Origin of the sequence: Micromonospora endolithica (assembly GCF_003626595.1) — a bacterium.
Lineage (GTDB): Bacteria > Actinomycetota > Actinomycetes > Mycobacteriales > Micromonosporaceae > Micromonospora > Micromonospora endolithica.
Genome location: NZ_RBAK01000015.1, coordinates 145,267 through 160,352 on the forward strand (window position 1 = coordinate 145,267; position 15,086 = coordinate 160,352).

14 protein-coding genes and 1 pseudogene are annotated in these 15,086 nt (G+C 72.0%); 8 read left to right on the plus strand and 7 right to left on the minus strand.

Going from position 1 to position 15,086, the window contains the following annotated elements; genetic code table 11:
- Nucleotide 1: 1 nt before the first annotated feature.
- Both D7223_RS28035 and D7223_RS32890 read right to left on the minus strand, forming a co-directional pair.
- Nucleotides 2-1,093, minus strand: a complete 1,092-nt coding sequence (locus tag D7223_RS28035; RefSeq protein WP_120731813.1) for a hypothetical protein — start codon at nt 1,091-1,093, stop codon at nt 2-4.
- A 125-nt stretch (nt 1,094-1,218) separates the two neighbouring features.
- Nucleotides 1,219-1,389, minus strand: coding sequence for a helix-turn-helix domain-containing protein (locus D7223_RS32890; RefSeq protein WP_158610941.1), 171 nt, complete (start codon nt 1,387-1,389; stop codon nt 1,219-1,221).
- Between the two features lie 420 nt (nt 1,390-1,809).
- On the opposite strand from D7223_RS32890, the gene D7223_RS28045 reads away from it, so the two are divergent.
- On the plus strand, nt 1,810-2,619 hold the full coding sequence (locus tag D7223_RS28045; RefSeq protein ID WP_120731817.1) for an Fpg/Nei family DNA glycosylase: 810 nt from the start codon (nt 1,810-1,812) through the stop codon (nt 2,617-2,619).
- Between the two features lie 75 nt (nt 2,620-2,694).
- On the opposite strand, the gene D7223_RS28050 is transcribed toward D7223_RS28045, so the two are convergent.
- On the minus strand, nt 2,695-4,074 hold the full coding sequence (locus tag D7223_RS28050) for an FAD-dependent oxidoreductase (protein WP_120731867.1): 1,380 nt from the start codon (nt 4,072-4,074) through the stop codon (nt 2,695-2,697).
- A gap of 25 nt (nt 4,075-4,099) precedes the next feature.
- Entirely contained in the window at nt 4,100-5,236 is a 1,137-nt protein-coding gene (locus tag D7223_RS28055; protein ID WP_420330350.1) for a carboxylate-amine ligase, read from the minus strand.
- Between the two features lie 145 nt (nt 5,237-5,381).
- Between D7223_RS28055 and D7223_RS28060 the strand changes: the two genes are divergently transcribed.
- From D7223_RS28060 to D7223_RS28075, 4 genes are all read left to right on the plus strand, one after another.
- Complete coding sequence (locus D7223_RS28060) at nt 5,382-5,669, plus strand: DUF6412 domain-containing protein (protein ID WP_238162259.1); 288 nt, start codon at nt 5,382-5,384, stop codon at nt 5,667-5,669.
- Nucleotides 5,670-5,757: 88 nt separating this feature from the next.
- Nucleotides 5,758-6,513, plus strand: coding sequence for a YidC/Oxa1 family membrane protein insertase (locus tag D7223_RS28065; protein WP_120731819.1), 756 nt, complete (start codon nt 5,758-5,760; stop codon nt 6,511-6,513).
- Between the two features lie 72 nt (nt 6,514-6,585).
- Complete coding sequence (locus D7223_RS28070; RefSeq protein ID WP_120731821.1) at nt 6,586-8,010, plus strand: carbohydrate-binding protein; 1,425 nt, start codon at nt 6,586-6,588, stop codon at nt 8,008-8,010.
- Between the two features lie 151 nt (nt 8,011-8,161).
- On the plus strand, nt 8,162-9,580 hold the full coding sequence (locus D7223_RS28075) for a chitinase (RefSeq protein ID WP_120731823.1): 1,419 nt from the start codon (nt 8,162-8,164) through the stop codon (nt 9,578-9,580).
- 45 nt (nt 9,581-9,625) lie between these two features.
- Here D7223_RS28075 and D7223_RS28080 read toward each other — a convergent pair whose 3' ends face one another.
- Nucleotides 9,626-10,297: a DedA family protein gene (locus D7223_RS28080; protein WP_120731825.1), complete on the minus strand. Its 672-nt coding sequence runs from the start codon at nt 10,295-10,297 to the stop codon at nt 9,626-9,628.
- 150 nt (nt 10,298-10,447) lie between these two features.
- On the opposite strand from D7223_RS28080, the gene D7223_RS28085 reads away from it, so the two are divergent.
- A complete protein-coding gene (locus D7223_RS28085; RefSeq protein ID WP_120731827.1) occupies nt 10,448-12,100 on the plus strand; it encodes an alpha-amylase family protein in 1,653 nt (550 codons plus the stop codon).
- A 65-nt stretch (nt 12,101-12,165) separates the two neighbouring features.
- On the plus strand, nt 12,166-12,924 hold the full coding sequence (fabG, locus tag D7223_RS28090; protein WP_120731829.1) for a 3-oxoacyl-ACP reductase FabG: 759 nt from the start codon (nt 12,166-12,168) through the stop codon (nt 12,922-12,924).
- A gap of 152 nt (nt 12,925-13,076) precedes the next feature.
- On the opposite strand, the gene D7223_RS28095 is transcribed toward fabG, so the two are convergent.
- Together D7223_RS28095 and D7223_RS28100 are read right to left on the minus strand one after the other, a co-directional pair.
- Complete coding sequence (locus D7223_RS28095) at nt 13,077-13,490, minus strand: hypothetical protein (protein ID WP_120731832.1); 414 nt, start codon at nt 13,488-13,490, stop codon at nt 13,077-13,079.
- Nucleotides 13,483-13,878, minus strand: a complete 396-nt coding sequence (locus D7223_RS28100) for a hypothetical protein (RefSeq protein WP_120731833.1) — start codon at nt 13,876-13,878, stop codon at nt 13,483-13,485. The genes D7223_RS28095 and D7223_RS28100 overlap by 8 nt, the downstream gene beginning before the upstream one ends.
- Before the next feature lie 214 nt (nt 13,879-14,092).
- Between D7223_RS28100 and D7223_RS28105 the strand changes: the two are divergent.
- Nucleotides 14,093-14,992 (plus strand): annotated as a pseudogene (locus D7223_RS28105) (Gfo/Idh/MocA family protein); the annotation flags it as partial.
- Nucleotides 14,993-15,086: the final 94 nt, after the last annotated feature.

Genomic DNA, 15,086 nt, shown 5'->3' on the forward strand with positions numbered 1-15,086 from the left:
GTCAGGCCACGACCCGCGCGTACTTGACCGGGGTGGCGTAGTTGACGTTCGTCGTCACCTGCATGACGGCTGCCGCGCCCCGGTGCCGGACGCCCGTGCCGAACGACCGCTGGTAGTAGCTGTGCTGGAGCGGGTAGTCCGGGCTCGGGCCGGGGATGCTGCGGAGACCCTGGTACTCCGAGCGCGGGTGCTGGCGGAAGCCGACCGGGTTGCGGGTGCCGTTGGCTCCGTCGCTGGCGACGACCAGCACGTAACCGGCGGGCATCAGGTGCGTCTCGGCCACGTACGCAGGCCCGAAACCTCCGATTAGCGCGAGCCGACCGTACTGCGCGGGCGGGGTGTCGCCGACGATCGTCTGGTCGGTCAGGTAGGCGGGTGCGCTCTCCCCGGCGATGAAGTCCCAGGGCGAGTCAGCGCCCACGCGGAACCCGCGCACCTCCTCCGCCTCCTGCGGGTTGACCAGGGCGAGCAGTTGGCTGCCGTCCGCGCCGTACCCGTGCTCGCGGACCTTGCTGATGAGCGCCGCCAGGTCCACCCCGTCGAACGTGGCCGCGCCGCTGGTGATGTAGTGGGTGTGCGTGCCGTCGAAGGTCTGGCCCTCGAAGATCGGCGGCACGGTGCCGTCCCCGTTGTACAGCGGACGGACCGCCATGCCCTCCGGGTTGACGCGCTCGGCGTTGTTCAGCAGCGCCCCGAGCACCGCTTCGAAGACCTGCCGGTTGTCCGCCTCCATCACCGTGTCGAGCACGTTGCGGATCTGCTCGGCGCTGGCGTCCCGCAGGAACTTCCAGGTGTACCGGGTGGCCGTGTCGAAGTCCTTGAAGTTGAAGCCCAGCTTCAGGGGCGTCGCGTCCGGGCGCATGCCCACCGGCACGCCGTACTCGCTGGCCTCCTCGAAGACCTCGGAGTAGATCGCCTGGATGACGTCCTCGCTGGCCGTGGTCACGTTGTAGCTCAGCAGGCCGCGCAGGGTGTCCCGCTGGCCGTTGTACAGCCGCAGGGCCTCCGTGACCTCGCGGTACATGGTGGCAAGGTCGGTGCCGTCCCCGCTCCGCGTGACGACGTCCGACGCCGTGTTGAATCCTCGTGCCATTACGCGCTCCTTGTCCGTGTTGTCCGTATTGGCCACCACAGCATATGAGCCCTCAGTCCATTTCGGACGGTCGATTCTTGGGAGGGGTGGGGCCGCCGATTCGTGACCGGCGGCCCGTTGCGACTTCAGCTCTGGCGGATGCGCGCTTCGAATGCGGCTACGTCTTCCTCGTGGATCTTCACGAGTCCGCCGATCTTGGCCTTACGCAGCTCGCCACGGTCCACGAGCCTGCGGACGGATCGAATGCTGATGCCCAGCCGATCGGCAACCGCCTTCGACGAATGCCAGTTGCTCAACGCTTGCCCCTCTCCGGCAGAGAGGAGTCCAGAGACGACAAAAGCACCGACGTAAGGACTCCTCCCGCCACGCATGGTGACGACAGTTGTCCCCGTCGGTGCTCTCCGCGTTCTATCCCGGTGCGGCTCAACCGAGCGGGCTCTGACGTGCCGGTGCCTCATGCCGCTGTTCCGTCCCGCCGTGCGGGGAGGTCAGCATGCCGAGGGCAGTCCCAGAGCCTCGGGGCGTTGCTGGCACCGAGCGTACCTGGCCCTACCTGGCCGAACCAAGCGCGCGACGGAAGTGGACCCATCCTCGACCCCGGCCCCACATCGGCCCCACATCGGCACGAGATGCCAGGTCTGGCCAGCGATTGACGGCGGTCACGTTCTCGCAGGCCAGTCGGCACTTCTGACCACCGGTGTCTATGCTTGGCACCCGTGCCAGAGGGACACACCATCCACCGCCTGGCGGCCCGGCACGCCGAGTTGTTCGTCGGCGACAAGATGCACGCCGCCAGCCCGCAGGGCCGCTTCGCCGAGGGGGCCGCGCGGCTGACCGGCAGCGTGCTCGACGGGACCGAGGCGTACGGGAAGCACCTGCTGCACCACTACGCCGGCGAGGTGACCCTGCACGTGCACCTCGGGTTGTACGGGAAGTTCGCCGACGGGGCAGGTGAACCACCGGAGCCGGTCGGTCAGGTGCGGCTCCGGCTCACCAGCGACCGGCACTGGCTGGACCTGCGCGGCCCCACGGCCTGCGAGCTGCTCACCCCGCCCGAGGTGGCGGCACTGCGGGCGCGACTCGGCCCGGACCCGTTGCGCGCGGACGCGGATCCCGAACGGGCGTACGCCCGGATCTCCCGCAGCGTGACCCCGCTCGCGGCGCTGCTGCTCGACCAGTCGGTGGTGGCGGGCACGGGGTTGATCTTCGTCACCGAGGCCCTGTTCCGGGCGGGCCTGCCGCCGTTGCTGCCCGGTCGGGACCTCGGCCGGGCGGAGTGGGCGGAGCTGTGGGCGGACCTGGTGGCGCTGATGCGGGTCGGGGTGGCGCGAGGTCGGATCGACACCGTCCGCGACGTCCACTCACCGGAGGTGACCGGCCGCGCGGCGCGGGTCGACCGGCACGGCGGGGAGGTGTACGTCTACCGCCGGCCGGGTGCGCCCTGCCACGTCTGCGGCACCGAGGTCAGCCGTGGTGAGCTGGCCGGACGCAACCTCTACTGGTGCCCCACCTGCCAGGCGGGCTGATCATCCCGCACCGCGCCGCGGGTGCGTCTGTTGTCCCGTGGACGACAACACCTGCACCCGACAGTGAGACGCCGGTCAGCGACCGAGGGCGGCGAGGGCGTCGACGGCCTTGCGGGCGGCGATGAGCACCGGATCCCACACCGGGGCGTACGGCGGGGCGTAGCCCAGGTCGAGGGCGGTCATGTCGTCCACCGTCATGCCGTTCCACAGCGCCACGGCCAGGGTGTCGATCCGCTTCGCCGCCTCCGACCAGCCGACGATCTGCGCGCCGAGGAGCCGACCGCTGGGCTTCTCGGCGAGCAGCTTCACGGTCATCGGGCGGGCCCCCGGGTAGTAGCCGGCCCGGCTGGTCGACTCGCTGATCACCGAGACGAACTCGAAGCCGGCGGCGGCGGCGTCCCGCTCGCGCAGACCGGTGCGTCCCACCTCCAGCTCGCACACCTTGGTCACGGCGGTGCCGATCACCCCGGCGAAGGTGGCGTACCCGCCGCCGATGTTGATGCCGGCGACCCGCCCCTGCTTGTTGGCGTGGGTGCCCAGCGGGATGTGCACCGGCATGCCGCTGACCCGGTGCAGGCACTCGACGCAGTCCCCGGCGGCCCAGACGTCCTCGACGCCGGGCACCCGCATCCGCCGGTCCACCCGGATCGCGCCGCTGGGTCCGAGCGGTATCCCGGCCGCCTCGGCGAGGGCGACGTTGGGGCGTACGCCGAGCCCGAGGACGACCACGTCGGTGGGGATCGGCCCCTCGGCGGTGACCACGGCGGACACCCGGCCGTCGCGCTGCTCCAGGCCGGTCACCGACAGGCCGGCGCGCACGGTGATGCCCAGGCCCCGCATCGCGCCGACGACCAGTTCGGCCATGTCCTCGTCGACGGTGGACATCGGCTGGGCGGCCTTCTCGACGAGGGTGACGGTGAGCCCGCGCTGGATCAGCGCCTCCGCCATCTCGACGCCGATGTAGCCGCCGCCGACCACCACCGCCCGCCGGGGCTTCGGCTCGGCCTCCAGCCAGTCGCGCAGCGCGGCCCCGTCGTTCAGGGTCTGGATGCCGAAGACGCCACCCGCGTCGGTGTGCGCCCAGTCCGGCTTGATCGGGACGGCACCGGTGGCGTACATCAGGGTGTCGAACCGTTCGCGGACCTCGCCGCCGCCGGCCAGGTCCCGGGCGACGACCTCGCGCCGGTCCAGGTCGATGCCGGTGACCTCGTGCCGCAGCCGGACGTCGATGTCGAAGTCGGTCCGGAAGGTCTCCGGATCGCGGGCGATCAGTTGGTCCCGGTCGGGCACCAGGCCGCTGATCCAGTAGGGAATGCCGCAGGCCGAGTAGGACGTGAAGTGTCCCCGCTCGAACGCGACGATCTCCAGGTCCCGCCGGTCACGGCGGCGTCGGGCCTGCGACGCCGCCGCCATTCCGGCGGCGTCGCCGCCGACGACGATCAGTCGTTGCGCCACGTCCACCATCCTGCCACGGAGAAGATCAGCCGCGGGTCTGTCGCGCCACGTCCGCGACCACGTCGACCAGGCTGCCGGTACGGGCGAAGACGGCCCGCTGCCGGGCGGCGCCGGTGCCGTGCCGGCGCAGCTCGCCCAGCAGGTCGGTCACCGCGGCGAGGTCGCCGTGCCGTTCCAGTGCCGGGCTGAGCCGCTCGACGAGCTGGTCGAGCAGGTCCCACGCCGGCCGCAGCTCCCCGTCGTTGAGGTCGACGCCGTTGCCCTCCAGCCCGTCGTGCGCGGCCCGCCAGTGCGCGGCGACCAGCAGGTGGTGGTCGGTGCGCAGGCGGGGTCGGCCGGCGGTGATGTCGTCCATCGCGGTGGCGACCATGCCCCGGACCAGGGCGGCCACCAGCACCGCGTCGTCGACGGAGGGGCAGACGTCGCCGATCCGGATCTCCACCGTCGGATACTTCGCGGACAACCGCGCGTACCAGTAGAGCATCCCCTCGTCGAGCATCACGCCACTGGCGATGAGCTGCCGGATCAACCGCTCGTAGTGCTCGTGCGACTCCAGGAACGGCGTCGGCGCCACCGACGGCCAGCGCTCCCACTCCACCGACCGCCAGCTGGCGTAGCCGGTGTCCTCCCCGGCGGAGAACGGGGAGTTGGTGGTGACCGCGTGCAGCACCGGCAGCCAGGGCCGGACGTGGTTGAGCACCTGCACGCCGGTCTCCGGGTCGGGCACGCCCACGTGCACGTGCATGCCGTTGTTGCCGGGACCGGGTACCAGCAGCCGGAACCGCTCGATCATCCGGTCGAAGCGGGGCTTGTCGACCACCGGCGGCACCGGACCGTCCACCGGGCCGGTGCCGATGGCCAGCAGGCGTACGCCGGCCCGCTCGGCGGCGTCAGCCAGCGCGGTGCGCAGCACCCCGAGGGAGTGCCGGATCGAGCTGAGCTCCAGCCCGGGCGGGCTGCCGATCTCGATCTGGCTGGTCTGGAACTCGCGCTCGACCTGCCCGCGCAGCTCGGCCGGAACCTGCTCCATCACCAGGTCGACGGCGGGTACCGCGGCACCGGTGTGCGGGTCGACGAGGAGGAACTCCTCCTCCACACCCACGGTCAGCAGGTCGGCCCGTTCGGCTGCCACGTCGGGCGCCTCCGCCACCTGGCCGGTCATCGCCATCACCGTCCGTTCCTCGCCGGTCGCGGACCGTCCGCTCCGGGCTTCCCGGTGGTTACCCACCGTGGCGACGCCGGGAAACGCGGCGTCGGCGTGTCGGGATCACGGTGCGTGACGTGACACCGCGGCCTAGCCTGAAGCCGTGCCGGGAGTGCCGGGGTTGATGCTGGGGTTGTGGGCGGGGACGCTCACCCAGCTGATCGTGTTCGCGGACCGCCCGGCCGATCTCCTCGCCGGCGTGGCGCTGGTGCTGGTTGCCGCCCTGCTCGCGGTTCACCTGGCCGCCGCCGGCCTCGCCCCCCGCGCGGAGCGGCGCGCGAGCAGGCTGCGGGCGTGGGTGCGGCGTCGCCGCGTGCCCCGCCAGGTCGACCCGGACGCGCCTGGCCGGCCCCGCCCGCGAGCCCCCGGGGCGCATCCCTCGGCCGCGTAGCTCCGCGCGCGGCCGATTCCGCCGTCATCCGCGCTCGCGACGCGTGTCGTCGCCGGGGCGCTTCCGGAATCGGAACGAGGGGTTCACCATGCTCGCCTTCGCACCACTGCACGACGCCGTCGGCGCCGCCGGCGCCGCGCTCTCCTGGCTCACCGACCTGCTGGCCCCGGTGGCCGGTGGCGCGGCCACCGCCGCGGCGATCGTCGTCCTCACCGTGGCCGTGCGGTTGCTCATCGCACCGCTCAGCGTCGCGCAGGCCCGCGGGGAGCGGCGTCGCGCGGCGCTCGCCCCCCAGGTCGCCGAGCTCCAGCGGCGGTACGCGGACGACCCGGCCCGCCTCCAGTCGGAACTCTTCGCCCTCTACCGGTCCGCCGGCGCGAACCCGGTGGCCGGCTGCCTTCCGCTGCTGTTGCAAGCACCGGTCCTGCTGGTGCTGTACCGGCTCTTCACCACCGCCGACGGCGGCACGGGGCTGCTCGACGAGCGACTGGCCGGGGTGGCGCTGGGCCACCACCTCGCCGACGGTCTGAGCGTGCCGGTGGTGGCGCTGTTCGGGGTGCTGCTGTCGGTGCTGCTCGCCCTGGCCTGGTGGACGTCGCGGCGGATGCGGCGCGCGGCGGCCGCGACGGGGACGGTGGCCGGCACGCCGATCGAGGGGCCGGGTGCGGCAACCGTCGGTCGGTTGCTGCCCCTGCTGCCGTACGTGACCGTGCTGGTGGCGCTGGTGCTGCCGCTGGCGGCGGTGATCTACCTGGTCACCACCACCGCCTGGTCGGCGCTGGAGCAGGTGGTGCTGCGCCGTCCCCTGGTGACGCCCGGCGGCGTGGAGGCGCATCGACGTTGACAACTGTGTTGACGGCACGTACAACTCGTGAGAGAGCGCTCTCTCGCTCCGTTCCCGCAGAGAGGCACGTCCATGCGAACTGCACCGGCGGCATCCGCCGCCCCGCCTGCCCGACGCCGGCTTCCGCTGGCGCTCGCCCTGCTCACCGTCACCACCACCGCCCTGGCCGGGGTCACCGCGACCGCCGACGCCGCAGTGCCGGCGCCGGCTCCGGGCTGGAGTCTGGTGTGGAGCGACGACTTCACCGGCGCGGCCGGCACGCTGCCGTCCGCCGCGAACTGGATCATCGACACCGGCACCAGCTATCCGGGTGGCCCGCCCAACTGGGGTACGGGTGAGATCCAGACCTACACGGCCAGCACGGCCAACGTCAGCCACGACGGCGGCGGCAACCTGCGGATCACGCCGCTGCGCGACGGCTCGGGTCGGTGGACGTCCGCCCGGATCGAGACCGTCCGCAGCAACTTCAAGCCGGCAGCCGGCGGTGTGCTGGCGATCGAGGGCCGGATCCAGATGCCCAACGTCACCGGCGCCCAGGCGCCCGGCTACTGGCCGGCCTTCTGGGCACTGGGTGCGCCGTACCGGGGCAACTACCAGAACTGGCCGGGCATCGGCGAGTTCGACGTGATGGAGAACGTCAACGGGATCAACTCGGTCTGGGGGGTGCTGCACTGCGGCGTCGCCCCCGGCGGCCCGTGCGACGAGTTCAACGGCATCGGCGCCTCCCGGGCCTGCCCCGGCAGCACCTGCCAGTCGGCGTTCCACACCTACCGCTTCGAGTGGGACGCCTCGATCAGCCCCCAGCAACTGCGGTGGTACGTCGACGGGCAGCTCTACCACACGGTGAGCCAGTCCCGGATCGGCGAGCCGTACTGGTCGCAGATGACCAACCACGCCGGCTACTTCCTCCTGCTCAACGTGGCGATGGGCGGGGCGTTCCCGAACGGGGTGGCCGGCAGTGCCACACCCACGGCGGCGACCGTGCCCGGCCGGCCGATGCTGGTCGACTACGTCGCCGTCTACAACCGGGGTGGCGGCACCACCCCACCGCCGACGACCCCACCGCCGACGACCCCGCCGCCGGGCGGCGTGCGGGACGCGTACACGACCATCCAGGCCGAGTCGTTCAACGCCCAGAACGGGGTGCTGGTCGAGGCGTGCGCCGAGGGCGGGCAGAACATCGGTGCGCTGCGCAACGGTGACTGGGCGCGCTTCGACAACGTCGAGTTCGGCGCCACGCCGCCGCGGGACTTCGTCGCCCGGGTGGCCTCGGGTGCGGCCAGTGGCGTGAGTGGCCTGGTGGAGGTGCGGTTGGACAGCCCCACCAGCCCGCCGATCGGCAGCTTCGCCATCGCGAACACCGGGGGCTGGCAGAGCTGGCGTTCGGTGCCCGGCAACGTCGCGGGTCCGACCGGTCGCCGGACGGTCTACCTGACCTTCTCCAGTGGTCAGCCGAACGACTTCGTCAACGTCAACTGGTTCAGCTTCCGCCGCTGAGGTGCAAGGAAGGGCCCCCTCTTAACGCCTCGCGTTGTAGAAGGGGCCCTTCTTAACAGCCGCTCGCACAGCCCTGGACACAACAGTTAACAGTCTTAATAATAAGTGGAACGTCGACGTCCGTGGATGACGTCCCGGTGGGGAGGGCCGCATGAAGCGTTCCAGATTCCTTGTCCTGTCCCTGGTCACCGTGCTGACCGCCGCCCTCGGGGCGGCCTGGGTGGCGATGCCGGCGTACGCGGCCGGCCCGAGCGCGACCTTCGTCAAGACCTCCGACTGGGGCAGCGGGTGGGAGGGGAAGTACACCGTCACCAACGGCGGAACCAGCACGATCAACGGCTGGAGCCTCACGTTCGACCTGCCCGCCGGCACGTCGGTCGGGACGTACTGGGACGCGCTGCTGACCTCGTCCGGCCAGCGGTACACGTTCACCAACCGGTCGTGGAACGGCTCCGTCGCGCCGGGCGCCTCGGTCTCCTTCGGCTTCATCGCGAGTGGACCCGGCTCCCCGACGAACTGTCGACTCAACGGGGCCGCCTGCGGTGGCGGCACCACCCCCAGCACGCCGCCGCCCACCACCGCACCACCGACCACGCCACCGCCGACCACGCCACCGCCCACCACGGCACCGCCGACCACCCCGCCCCCGACCAGCCCGCCGCCGGTCACCGGACTGCCGAAACACATCCTCACCGGCTACTGGCACAACTTCGACAACCCCGCGGTGGAGTTGCGGCTGCGGGACACCCCGGCCGAGTACGACGTGGTCGCGGTGGCGTTCGCCGACGCCACCGCCACCCCCGGCGCGGTCGCCTTCGCGGTCGACCCGGGGCTGTCCAGCGCGCTCGGCGGCTACACCGACGCGGACTTCTCCGCCGACGTCCGCACCCTGCAGAGCCGGGGCAAGAAGGTGATCATCTCGGTCGGCGGCGAGACCGGCCGGGTCGCGGTCAACGACGCGGCGTCCGCGACCGCCTTCAGCGATTCGGTGTACGCCCTGATCCAGCGCTACGGGTTCGACGGCGTCGACATCGACCTGGAGAACGGCCTGAACCCGACCTACATGGGGCAGGCGCTGCGCTCGTTGCGGGCCAAGGTCGGCTCCCGCCTGATCATCGCGATGGCACCGCAGACCATCGACATGCAGAACCCGACCACCAGCTACTTCAAGCTGGCGTTGGACATCAAGGACATCCTGACCGTGGTCAACACCCAGTTCTACAACTCGGGGGCGATGCTCGGCTGCGACCAGAACGCCGCGTACGGCCAGGGGACGGTGAACTTCATCGTCGCGCTGGCCTGCATCCAACTGGAGGCGGGGCTGCGCCCCGACCAGGTCGGGCTCGGCCTGCCGGCCGGTCCGGGCGCGGCCGGTGGCGGCATCGTCGCGCCCAGCGTGGTCAACGCCGCGCTGGACTGCCTGACCCGGGGCACCAACTGCGGCAGCTTCCGCCCGCCGCGCACCTACCCGGGGCTGCGCGGTGCGATGACCTGGTCGGTGAACTGGGACGTGAGCAACGGCAACGGCTTCGCCCGTACCGTCGGCCCGCACCTGGACACCCTGCCCTGACCGGCGCGGCGGGCCGCGTACCCCCGTCGGTGGGTGCGCGGCCCGTCAGCGGCCGGCGGACACCGGCTCGCGGTCCCGCCGCGCCCGGCGACGCCGCACCTTCTTGATCGCCCAACTGACGATCATGAAGCCGAAGATGGCGAAGATGGCGTAGTTGAACCAGCTGCTGTACCGGTCGACGTCCTTCCACCGGGAGCCGAGCGCGTAGCCGAGACCGACGATCAGGCTGTTCCACACGCCGCTGCCCAGCGTGGTGAAGAGGACGAACTCGCCCATCGGCATCCGGTTCGCCCCGGCCGGGATGGACACCAGGCTGCGCACCACCGGCACCAGCCGGCCGAACAGCACCGCCCAGCGGCCGTGCCGCTCGAACCAGCGGTCCGCCTTCTCCAGGTCGTCGGTGTCCACCAGCGGCAGCCGGTCCAGCCAGCGCTTCAGCCGGTCCTCGCCGAGGCCGGCGCCGAGCCAGTAGAGCAGCAGCGCCCCGACCAGCGACCCGACCGTCGCGGCGACCACGATCAGCACGACGTTGAACCGGCCCTCGGAGGCGAGGTAGCCCGCCATCGCCAGCACGATCTCGCTGGGGATCGGCGGGATGACGCTCTCCAGGGCGACCAGCAGTGCCACCCCGACCGGGCCGAGCGCCTCGATGACGTCGGCCACCCAACCGGTGAGCCCGGTGAACTGCTGGGGGTCGACGTCCTGCGCTACTGCCATGGTCGTCCTTCCGTGGGCGGCGGCCGGGGATCGGACAGCGGGCGGCCGGGGATCGGACAGTGGTACCCGGTCCCGCACCACTTACACCGCAGCCGGATGTTCGCGCCGCTCACGTTTGCCCACGGCGGCGATCGGAGACATTAGGCAGGCATGGGTGACAGGTGGTACTCGGAGGCGGTCGTCTACTGCCTCGACATCGACACGTACGCGGACTCCGACGGCGACGGGGTGGGTGACATCCGTGGCCTCATCGGCCGGCTGGACTACCTGGCCCGGCTGGGGGTGACCTGCCTCTGGCTGCACCCGATCCACCCCTCGCCGAACCGGGACGACGGGTACGACGCGACCGACTTCTACAACGTCGACCCGCGCTTCGGCACCCTCGGCGACTTCGCCGAGCTGCTGCACCAGGCCCAGAACCGGGGCATCCGGGTGATCATCGACCTGGTCGTGAACCACACGTCCGACCAGCACCCGTGGTTCCAGTCCGCCCGCTCGTCGCCCGACTCGCCGTACCGGGACTGGTACGTCTGGACCGACCACGAGCCGGACGACCGCCACCAGGGCATGGTGTTCCCCGGCGAGCAGCACGAGACCTGGACCTACGACCGCACCGCGAAGGCGTGGTTCTACCACCGGTTCTACAAGTTCCAGCCGGACCTGAACATGACCAACCCGGCGGTCCGCGCCGAGGTCAAGAAGATCATGTCGTTCTGGCTCCAGCTGGGCGTCTCCGGGTTCCGGATGGACGCGGTGCCGTTCATCATCGAGCAGACCGAACCGGGCAACCCCAACTCGCCCAAGGACTTCGAGTTCCTCACCGAGCTGCGCCAGCACGTGCAGTGGCGTCGGGGCGACGCGATGCTGCTCGCCGAGGCCAACGTCGAGCCCGACCAGCTCCCGACGTTCTTCGGTGACAGCGGCGGGTCGGCCAACCGGGTGCACATGCTCTTCGACTTCATGCTCAACGGCCGGCTGATGCTGGCCCTGGCCCGGCAGGACCCGGAACCGGTGATCGAGGCGCTGCGGGACACCCCGGCGTTGCCCGAGGGCGGCCAGTGGGCCACCTTCCTGCGCAACCACGACGAGATCGACCTGTCCCGGCTCACCGCCGAGCAGCGCAACGAGGTGTACGCGCAGTTCGGCCCGGACGAGAACATGCGCATCTACGATCGGGGCATCCGCCGCCGGCTCGCCCCGATGCTCGGCAACGACCGCCGCCGCATCGAGCTGGCGTACGCCCTGCAGTTCTCGCTGCGCGGCACGCCGGTGCTGCGCTACGGCGAGGAGATCGGCATGGGCGAGGACCTGTCGCTGCCCGGCCGGGAGGCGATCCGTACCCCGATGCAGTGGTCGTACCAGCCGAACGCGGGCTTCTCCGACGCCGACCCGGAGAAGCTGGTGCGGCCGGTCATCGACAAGGGTGACTTCAGCTACGAGAAGGTCAACGTCACCGCCCAGCGGCGCGACTCGAAGTCCCTGCTCGCCTGGTTCGAGCGCATGATCCGTACGCTCCGGGAGGCCCCGGAGGTCGGCTCGGGCTCCACCACCCACATCGACGTGCCGCTGCCCCCGGGCGTGCTCGCGCACCGGGCCGACGGACCGACCGGGACGATGGTCTTCGTGCACAACCTGGGCACCACCGACGCCGAGGTGGACCTGAGCATGCTGGAGGCCGAGGCGGACTTCCCGATCGACGTGCTCAGCGACCGCAACTACGACGACATCGGCAAGTTCGACCGGGTCAAGGTCGCCGGCTACGGCTACCGCTGGATCCGCCTCTGCCGGGGCCGGCACTGCTGAGGATCGAAGGCGGCCGGTAGGTGGGTTAGGGTGTGGCGATCCAGCCAAGTTACCGGGAGGTAGGTATGTCGGAGGAGCAGCGCGTCGCGATCGTGACCGGTGCGGCGCGGGGCATCGGGGCGGCCACCGCCCGGCGGCTGGCCGCCGACGGCCTGGCCGTCGCGGTGGTCGACATCGAGGAGTCGGCGACCAAGGAGACGGTGGACGCGATCGCCGCCGCCGGCGGTCGGGCGCTCGGCGTCGGCGCCGACGTGGCCGACCGGGCGCAGGTCGAGGCCGCCGTGGAGCGGGTCGCCGCCGAGCTGGGCGGGCCGACCGTGCTGGTCAACAACGCCGGGGTGCTCCGGGACAATCTGCTGTTCAAGATGACCGACGGCGACTGGGACACGGTCCTGGGCGTGCACCTGCGCGGGGCCTTCCTGTTCAGCCAGGCCGCGCAGAAGCACATGGTCGAGCGGAAGTGGGGCCGGATCGTCAACCTGTCCAGCACCTCCGCGCTGGGCAACCGGGGGCAGGCCAACTACTCGGCCGCCAAGGCCGGCCTCCAGGGTTTCACCAAGACGCTGGCCATCGAGCTGGGCCCGTTCGGGGTGACCGTCAACGCGGTCGCGCCGGGCTTCATCGTCACCGACATGACCGCCGCCACCGCCGCCCGGATGAAGGTGGACTTCGAGGCGCTCCAGCAGCACGCCGCCGCCGAGATCCCGGTCCGCCGGCCCGGCCGCCCGGAAGACGTCGCGCACACCATCTCGTTCCTGGCCAGCGAGGGCGCGTCGTTCGTCTCCGGCCAGGTCATCTACGTCGCCGGCGGCCCGAAGGACTGACCCCCGTCCCATCCGCGCGCCGCGCCCACCGTAAGCGCCGCGCCTCACCCACCTCAGCCCGAGGAATGGCCACTGTTTCCCTGAAACAGTGGCCATTCCCGCTGACCGCGCGGCGTGACGGGGCCGCGACAGGCGCAGTCGCCCGGGGTGGGTCAGGTGCGGGTGCGCCAGAGCCAGGCGAGGCCGAGGATCGGAAGGACCAGCGGGATGTAGCCGTACCCGCTGCCGAACCCGGACCACACCGTCTCGTCCGGGAACAGTTCCGGGTCGGCGATGCTGAGCACGCCGACGCCGACCACGCCGACCAGCTCCACCGTGCAGCAGGCCAGCGCGACCCGCCGGCCGGCGGCGCCCGCGCGGGCCAGGCCCACCGCCGCCACGATGTAGATCAGCGCCGCCAGCGCCGAGAGGGTGTACGCCACCGGAGCCTCGCCGAACCTCGTGGCGATCTGGAGGCCGGCGCGGGAGGTGGCGGCGATGGCGAACAGGATGTAGACGGCGATCAGCAGCCGACCCGGGCCGGCGTTGGTGCGGCTCCGCTCCGGTACCCGTACCCGCTCAGCCACCGAGCACCTCCCAGGTCTGCTGAAGCCGGACCACGACCACCGGCGTGACCAGGCAGACCGCGCAGACGATCGCCGATCCCCAGCGGGTCGGCTCCATCCGGGCCAGCACCCAGGCCAGCGGCGGCAGGCACACCAACGTCACCAGGTAGCCGAAGAACGCCCCCGGTTCGTCGGGGCGGTCTCCGCCGCCCAGCGTGACCAGGGCCAGCACCGCGAGACCGAGCAGGACGACCTCCAGCGCCGTCAGACCGGCGAACTGCACCCGGTCCGGCGCGCGGTGCCGCAGCGTCGCCACCAGGGCCCACGCCGCCACCAGGAGCGACAGCACGATCGAGAGGGTCGCGAGGAGCCCGTCCACCGGGGAGCCGGCCGCTGCCGCGCTGGTCATCGACGCCGTCCGGCGCTCGCTTCGGTCACCGGCACACTCTACTAACCCGCGTAGTACACCCGTCACCGCCGGGTCCGCGCGCCGCCCGGCTCCGGTCGGCGTCCGGAGCCCGCCAGCACCGGTGGTGTCGCGGGCGGGCGGCCGGAGGGCCGGATAGCGTGACCCGGGGGCCCGCGGACAGGTCCCGTGAGGTGACGACGGGTGGGGGTTCCACGTGGTGCGGTTCGGGCTGTTCGGTACCGGGCACTGGGCGATGGAGACGCACGGCGCGGGGCTGGACGCGCATCCGGGGACCGAGCTGGCCGGCGTCTGGGGGCGGGACCGGGCGAAGGCGGAGGTGCTGGCGGACCGGTACGGCGTGCCGGCGTACGACGACGTCGACACGCTGATCGACGCCTGCGACGCCGTCGCGGTGGCCCTTCCGCCGGACGTTCAGGCCGACATCGCGGCCCGAGCCGCCTCCGCCGGTCGGCACCTGCTGCTGGACAAGCCCCTGGCCCTGACGGTCGCCGACGCCGACCGCGTGGTCGCCGCGGCGGGCGCTGCCGGGGTCGCCTCGGTGGTCTTCTTCACCCAGCGTTTCCACGCCAACGTGACCGGCTTCCTCGCGGCGACCGCCGCGGCGGGCGGGTGGCAGCACGCCCGCGCCACGTTCTTCGCCTCGATCTACCAGCCGGGCAACCCGTACGGCGCTTCGACGTGGCGCCGGGAGCACGGCGCCCTGTGGGACATCGGCCCCCACGCGCTCTCGATCATCCTGCCGGTGCTGGGTCGGGTGACCCGGGTCGCCGCGATGGACGGGCCCAGCGGGATCGTCCACCTGCTGCTCACCCACGACGGGGGCGCCACCAGCAGCGCCTCGCTGACCCTGGACGCACCGGTCGAGGCGGTCACCCGGGACTTCACGTTCTACGGGGAGAACGGGATCGAGACCGTACCGGCCGGGGAGGGCGCGGCGGCCGACGCCTTCCGGGTGGCGATCGACCAGTTGCTGGAGGAGATCGCGTCGGGCACCCGGGACCACCGCTGCGACGTGCGCTTCGGCCGCGAGGTGGTCGGCATCCTCGCCGCCGCCGAACAGTCCCGCACCGAGTCCCGCACCATCACCATCCCCACCTGGCCCCCCCCCCCCCCCCCCCCCCCCCCCCCCCCCCCCCCCCCCCCCCCCCCCCCCGCCCCCCCCCCCCCCCCCCCCACCCCCCCCCCCC

Bases quoted from the DNA above. Each gene is read 5' to 3' on its own strand.
- D7223_RS28085 (WP_120731827.1), top strand. From the start codon at position 10,448: ATGGGTGACAGGTGGTACTCGGAGGCGGTCGTCTACTGCCTCGACATC.
- fabG (WP_120731829.1), top strand. From the start codon at position 12,166: ATGTCGGAGGAGCAGCGCGTCGCGATCGTGACCGGTGCGGCGCGGGGC.
- D7223_RS28065 (WP_120731819.1), top strand. From the start codon at position 5,758: ATGCTCGCCTTCGCACCACTGCACGACGCCGTCGGCGCCGCCGGCGCC.
- D7223_RS28070 (WP_120731821.1), top strand. From the start codon at position 6,586: ATGCGAACTGCACCGGCGGCATCCGCCGCCCCGCCTGCCCGACGCCGG.
- D7223_RS28080 (WP_120731825.1), bottom strand. From the start codon at position 10,297: ATGGCAGTAGCGCAGGACGTCGACCCCCAGCAGTTCACCGGGCTCACC.
- D7223_RS28035 (WP_120731813.1), bottom strand. From the start codon at position 1,093: ATGGCACGAGGATTCAACACGGCGTCGGACGTCGTCACGCGGAGCGGG.
- D7223_RS28055 (WP_420330350.1), bottom strand. From the start codon at position 5,236: ATGACCGGCCAGGTGGCGGAGGCGCCCGACGTGGCAGCCGAACGGGCC.
- D7223_RS28100 (WP_120731833.1), bottom strand. From the start codon at position 13,878: ATGACCAGCGCGGCAGCGGCCGGCTCCCCGGTGGACGGGCTCCTCGCG.
- D7223_RS28075 (WP_120731823.1), top strand. From the start codon at position 8,162: ATGAAGCGTTCCAGATTCCTTGTCCTGTCCCTGGTCACCGTGCTGACC.